The sequence below is a fragment of the Paenibacillus sp. MSJ-34 genome, from assembly GCF_018918005.1.
Classification (GTDB): domain Bacteria; phylum Bacillota; class Bacilli; order Paenibacillales; family Paenibacillaceae; genus MSJ-34.
Genome location: NZ_JAHLPR010000013.1, coordinates 104,220 through 110,219, shown reverse-complemented (window position 1 = coordinate 110,219; position 6,000 = coordinate 104,220). Strand labels below are relative to the sequence as shown.

At 42.5% G+C, this 6,000-nt stretch carries 3 protein-coding genes and 1 pseudogene; 3 read left to right on the top strand and 1 reads right to left on the bottom strand.

The annotated features are described in order from the left end of the window. Nucleotides 1–252: 252 nt before the first annotated feature. Nucleotides 253–2,517 (bottom strand): annotated as a pseudogene (locus tag KQI79_RS09030) (heavy metal translocating P-type ATPase). A gap of 246 nt (nucleotides 2,518–2,763) precedes the next feature. On the opposite strand from KQI79_RS09030, the gene KQI79_RS09020 reads away from it, so the two are divergent. From KQI79_RS09020 to KQI79_RS09010, 3 genes are all read left to right on the top strand, one after another. Beyond that, nucleotides 2,764–3,717, top strand: coding sequence for a helix-turn-helix domain-containing protein (locus KQI79_RS09020; protein ID WP_216537899.1), 954 nt, complete (start codon nucleotides 2,764–2,766; stop codon nucleotides 3,715–3,717). A gap of 736 nt (nucleotides 3,718–4,453) precedes the next feature. Continuing rightward, the gene (locus KQI79_RS09015) at nucleotides 4,454–5,488 is read left to right on the top strand and encodes a Cfr family 23S rRNA (adenine(2503)-C(8))-methyltransferase (RefSeq protein WP_216537898.1); all 1,035 of its coding nucleotides are present in this window, start codon (nucleotides 4,454–4,456) and stop codon (nucleotides 5,486–5,488) included. Between the two features lie 186 nt (nucleotides 5,489–5,674). Beyond that, nucleotides 5,675–5,938 carry a CD3324 family protein gene (locus tag KQI79_RS09010; RefSeq protein ID WP_216537897.1) on the top strand — a complete coding sequence of 88 codons (264 nt, stop codon included), beginning with the start codon at nucleotides 5,675–5,677 and terminating at the stop codon, nucleotides 5,936–5,938. The last annotated feature ends 62 nt before the right edge of the window (nucleotides 5,939–6,000 follow it).

Below are 6,000 nucleotides of genomic sequence, written 5' to 3'. Positions count from 1 at the left end.
ACTCGATTTTTGAACTGGGTTTAGTTTGGTGTTGTCTTTTTTCCTGACTCATTGACCTGTTCCTTAAAGTAAATTTCCAATTCTCATGAATCAGGGGCTTGACATCTTACCGCTGGACTTATATGTGGTAAATCTAAACATATATTAATGTCCGTGTGACATTATATACGTTTGTTTCCGCGTGGGTGCCTTTGACAAGATATCAGGTGAATCGATAAAAAGGAGGCGTGTTACCATACACGCCCCCTCGACTTATGCCATGGCTCTTTGCCGACTTCCTTCCCCTTGTTTTCGGGCCGGTTGTATCGGCGTATTGAATTTCTTAACGTTGAGTGCCCGGATTGCGTTGATAATGGCAATGACGGATACTCCAACATCAGCGAATACAGCTCCCCACATCGTTGTGAAGCCAAGCGCTCCCAGAACCAGTACAATTCCTTTGACACCCAGAGCAAAAATAATGTTTTGTTTGACGATACGGAGCGTCTTTTTGCTTATCTTCATCACTGCGGCGATTTTGGACGGTTCATCGGTCATGATCACAACATCCGCTGCTTCAATCGCCGCATCGGATCCCAAGCCGCCCATAGCAATGCCGATATCTGCGCGGGCAAGAACGGGCGCGTCATTAATGCCGTCACCGACAAAAGCCAGTTTCCCGTTGGCGCTTTTCTGCTTCATTAATTCTTCCATGCGTTCAACTTTATCCGCAGGCAATAGCTCAGTATAGGCTTTGTCTAGCTTGAGCGCAGCGGCAACCTTTTTGCCCACCGCATCGGCATCGCCGGTCAGCATGACGGTCTGCTTGATTCCTGCCGATCTCAAGGCCGCGATAGCGTGTGGGGCGTCCTCCTTCATTTCATCCTCAATGAGGATATATCCCATGTACTCATTGTTTACGGCCAGATGAACCACCGTCCCTACAAGCTTCCTATCTTTGTAGGATATGCGTTCACGTTTCATGAGTTTGGCGTTGCCGGCCAACACGACTTTGCCGTCGATCACAGATTTGACGCCATAGCCGGCGATTTCTTCGATCTCTTTGATACGGGAGGAATCAATCGTTCTTCCAAACGCCTTCTTGATACTCTGCGCGATGGGATGGTTGGAGTAATCCTCCGCATATGCTGCCAATTCCAATAACTCTTGATCGGTTAATTTGTCGGAATATATCTCACTGACCGCGAAGCTGCCTTTTGTCAGCGTACCTGTTTTATCAAACACGACCATCTCCGTTCTGGCCAAAGCCTCAAGATAGTTGCTTCCCTTCACCAAAACGCCGGATTTGGATGCCCCGCCGATTCCGCCGAAAAAGCTGAGCGGTACCGAGATAACCAAAGCGCAAGGACAGGAAATGACGAGGAAGGTCAGGGCCCGTTCAACCCACATACCGAATGACTGGCCTGTGATCAGCGGTGGAATGATGGCCAAAATGACCGCCGCGAAAACAACGATCGGGGTATAGTATCGGGCAAATTTTGTGATAAAGTTTTCACTCTTGCTCTTTTTATCGGAAGAATTTTCAACCAACTCCAGTATTTTCGCTACCGTAGATTGGCCGTATTCTTTGTTCACTTGAATGGTCAGTTTACCGGTTTGATTGATGCAACCGCTAATCACATTTTCTCCAGCCTGCACTTCCCGCGGAACAGACTCTCCCGTAAGAGCCGAAGTATCGATTGCGGAGAAGCCTTCTGTCACCACTCCATCCAAAGGGATACGCTCGCCGGGCTTCACCACAACGATTTCATTGATTTGTACTTCTTCCGGGTCGACCTGTATCAATTCCCCATTTCTTAGCACATTGGCATAGTCGGGACGAATATCCATCAGTTCGGATATGGATCTGCGGGATTTGGAAACGGCATAGGATTGAAACAGCTCGCCCACCTGATAAAACAGCATAACGGCAATACCTTCCGAATACTCGCCAAGGAAGAATGCTCCGATCGTGGCCACTGACATCAGGAAGTTTTCGTCGAAGACCTGTCCTCGAGAAATGTTTCTTACCGCTTTCCAAATGATGTCTCCTCCAACGATGAGATATGTAGCGAGATATAGCAGGAATTCAGCTAAGCCCTCTAACTTTAACAGTAGTGCCGCTACGAAACCGACAGCTGCAATAAGGATACGCACCAACTGTTTTACTTCCTTTTTTGACATGTCTTTATCCTCCTCCTATTTGAAAAAGCAGCGGCTGTTTCATCACAACCACTGCAGACTCAAATAATGCGATTTGAATGTGGCTACCTTTGTTCATTCGTTATGAACCGAATCGAGGAACGTGTATCTGCCGGCCTAAGCCTCAATGGATACATCCGGTTCAAGTTTTCGAATCACCTTCTTGGATTCTTCAAGAACAGCGTTGAATTTATCATCCGGAGCCTCCAGAATCATTCTCTGACCCATAAAGTTAACTTTAACCTCGGTAACATCGGCCAGCTTGCGAATGCCATTTTCGATCTTCGCCGCACAATTCGCGCAATCCAGATTTTTCAGTTTATAAGTTTTTTTCATGAAAATTACTCCTTTCAAATATCGAGATTTTTTATAACAATCAAACCTTATATCAATCAAATGATTGTTTGATTGATTAAAGTATATCCACTCCGTATTTTGATTTCAATAAAATTGGGAAAGTAAGACCGATTGGGCTAAAAGTTCGACGGTTTGGAATAACCCAGAAGTCTATAAATTTGTCTATAAAAAAGTGTATAGTAAGATGGAGAAATAGAACCAAAAATAGCGGGGAGAAACAAATCGATGGATGCATCTGCTTTTTCACATTTCAGTACAGGCACGATTATAGCACGAGACAATGACCATGTTGTTTATCGGTTGGATCCTAAGGATGGGCAAGGAAATGCCTCGGTTTATTCCGTACTGCCCGGTGTTGAAGTGATCAGCTTTCACTTTCAGACAAGCCGTTACATACCAACGCTTCACTCGAAGCGCAATATGCTGGAATTAAATCACTGTCAAGAAGGACGAGCCGAGTGCAGAATGAAAGACGGGTGCCTGCAATATATAGGCGAAGGCGATTTGTTGATGAACACGATGAGCAACCACAGTCATTGCATTGAACTTCCATTGGGCCACTATAAAGGCATCAACATTACGATTGATTTGGAAAAGTTGACAGGACAGTTAGCGGAATATTTGCCCGATTTCCCTATTGATGTTTCGGAGCTCGCTAATCGTTTTTTTGTAAACGATGAGTGCTATTTCATACAAGCAAAGGAAGAGATTCAGCATATCTTCTGTGGCATGTATTCGGTTCCTATCGAGGCCAGAACCGCTTATTACCGGCTCAAAGTATTAGAAGTTTTATTTTATCTTTATTATTTTGATGTAGCCGGTGAGAATCAAAAGAAATTTTACGCCCGACAGCAAGTTGATACGATCAAACAAATTAAAAAGAAAATGACAGAAGAAATAGATCGAAGATTTACGATTGAGGAACTAGCACAGCAATACTGTATCAGTCCTACTGTACTAAAGGCCACTTTCAAAGGAGTATACGGCGTTTCCATCGCGGCATATATGAAAGAGCATCGTGTCAGGCAGGCTGCTTCTATGCTGCTGCAAACTCGACAAAGCATCGGGGATATCGCTTCGGCAGTCGGGTATAAAAGCCAAAGTAAATTCGGGGCCGCTTTTAAGGAGATTTATAACATGAGTCCTCTCGAATACCGAAGTAAATATGAGAGTAAATAGTTTGATGCTGCCGAGAGGAAGGTTTTTGCAGAATCACCCCCGCATTTCGATTGAAGGCATCCTGACGACAATGTGCGATCCCCCTTTTGGACCCCTTAATGAAATACAAAGTTGAAATGTGAAATGGGTTGTGTTACAACGCAAGCAATTAATCTAAGGGAGATGTTGAGAATAATGTAATATTTCTTGCTTATTTTACGAATGATAAAACAAAAACTGTTTTATTCTTTGTTGAGCAAGAAAGTTACTATTCTCTTCACTCAAATAAAATAACAATATCTAATCCTTTCATTGGGTTAGATTTTAGTATTTGTTTATTTGAGCTACAAGAAAGGTAACTTTCTTGTGGCTCATTATTGTTTATGGAGAGATATTATCAACAAAAGAACTACTGCTGTAACATTCTCCGGCAATACTTTTTGTAGAGCACGATAGCGAATTTTGTAAAAATATCGCCACCAAAATCGTGGAACTGTAATGTAACTTTATGCTTTTTTAGATTAGGAGGTTGAAATAGATGTTTGAAGTTGTAAATGTTCATGTGAACCGTTCATTGTCCGTTGGTACGGTTCACGATCAAACTAAACGGATGCCGGAGCATTATCCATCTATCGATAGATGCACGTAGCGATTCTGGCTGCAAGCTTCGTGGTTTTACTATGGTTGGTTAATGTACATGTTAAACACCGACAAAGGGTGCTAAAGGCATTTTCTCCGGCTCAAGAGGAGAAAAAACATGAAATCAACTTCGAAATACGAAATGATTCAACACATATTGACAGAATTGAAACAACCCGCATATCGGTTCCAACAAATTGCGGACGCGATCTTCAAGCAAAGAATTGGTGAATATGACCGAATGACCATACTGCCCAAGGGGATAAGAAACGAATTAATGACGAGGCTTGGCGAACACGTTTTGAACTTAACCCCTGTCAAACAAATGACATCCAGACAAGTGAATAAAGTGCTTTTTGCCATTGAGGGCGGTGAACATGTAGAAGCAGTTCAACTAAGCTATGAGCGAGGCTGGAAATCATACTGCATTTCCAGCCAGTGCGGATGCGGATATGGTTGCCGCTTTTGCGCTACAGGTACAATCGGACTGAAACGAAATCTAACTGCTGATGAAATTACCGATCAATTGTTATACTTTCATTTAAACGGCGAAGCCTTGGATAGTGTTTCGTTTATGGGCATGGGAGAGGCGCTAGCCAATCCTAATATCTTCGACACGCTTAAGATTCTAACAGATTCACGAACTTTTGGCTTGGGCCATCGAAGAATTACAGTTTCCACCATTGGAATTTTGCCGGGTATCGATCGTCTGACAAAGGAATTTCCACAGGTTAACCTGACCTTTTCACTGCACTCTCCGTTCGACGAACAGCGGAGCGAGCTAATGCCCATTAACAAGCGATTTCCGCTTCATGATGTGTTGAACAAGTTGGATCAGCATATTCGTGATACAGGTAGAAAAGTATATATTGCGTATATATTACTTCGTGGAAAAAACGATTCAAATGAACATGCGGAAGCCCTTGCTGCTTTGTTAAAAGACAGAGGTCCTTGGGAACATTTATATCACGTCAATTTGATCCCCTACAATTCAACCGACGTGACGCCTGAAAGCTTTCATCAATCGGACAAAGACCGGGTTCAAAGGTTTGTCAGTATTTTAAAGTCAAAGGGAATCAAAGTCACTGTGCGAACACAATTCGGAACGGACATTCATGCAGCATGCGGTCAACTATACGGACACACCAAGTAGGATTAAAGTAAATGAAAACATATCTATAAAGGAGAATGAATTTTGTCTCATAAGAATATTACAATCACCCATGTTCAATTCCATGCAAAGACAGTTATTTGGTGATATTTGCATGGAATAACATCATCACCAATCATGCTGGCTTTGCTGCTTGAGAGATTATATTTATTCAAGGAGTGAGTCTTCATGAGATATATCAATGCTAATGTAATTCTCCCAAAAGAATTGGTAGAAAAATTGCAAAATTTTGTACAAGGTGAATACCTCTACATTCCAGCAATAAAAGATCATCATAAAAATTGGGGAGAATTATCCGGTATTCGGGAAGAGATCGATAGGCGAAATCGTGAAATAATACAAGCATATACTTCTGGTACTTCGATTCAAGAACTTGCAGAATCTTACTGCCTTTCTGTTTACGCTATCAGAAAAATAATTTATAACAAATAATGATCGTAATTTTGGACGAAATAAAAACACTACGCTGTCAGAAGATGATCCCTGTACTTACA

Excerpts from the sequence above, each read along its gene's own strand:
- KQI79_RS09020 (WP_216537899.1), top strand. The coding sequence starts at position 2,764 with ATGGATGCATCTGCTTTTTCACATTTCAGTACAGGCACGATTATAGCA.
- KQI79_RS09015 (WP_216537898.1), top strand. The coding sequence starts at position 4,454 with ATGAAATCAACTTCGAAATACGAAATGATTCAACACATATTGACAGAA.
- KQI79_RS09010 (WP_216537897.1), top strand. The coding sequence starts at position 5,675 with ATGAGATATATCAATGCTAATGTAATTCTCCCAAAAGAATTGGTAGAA.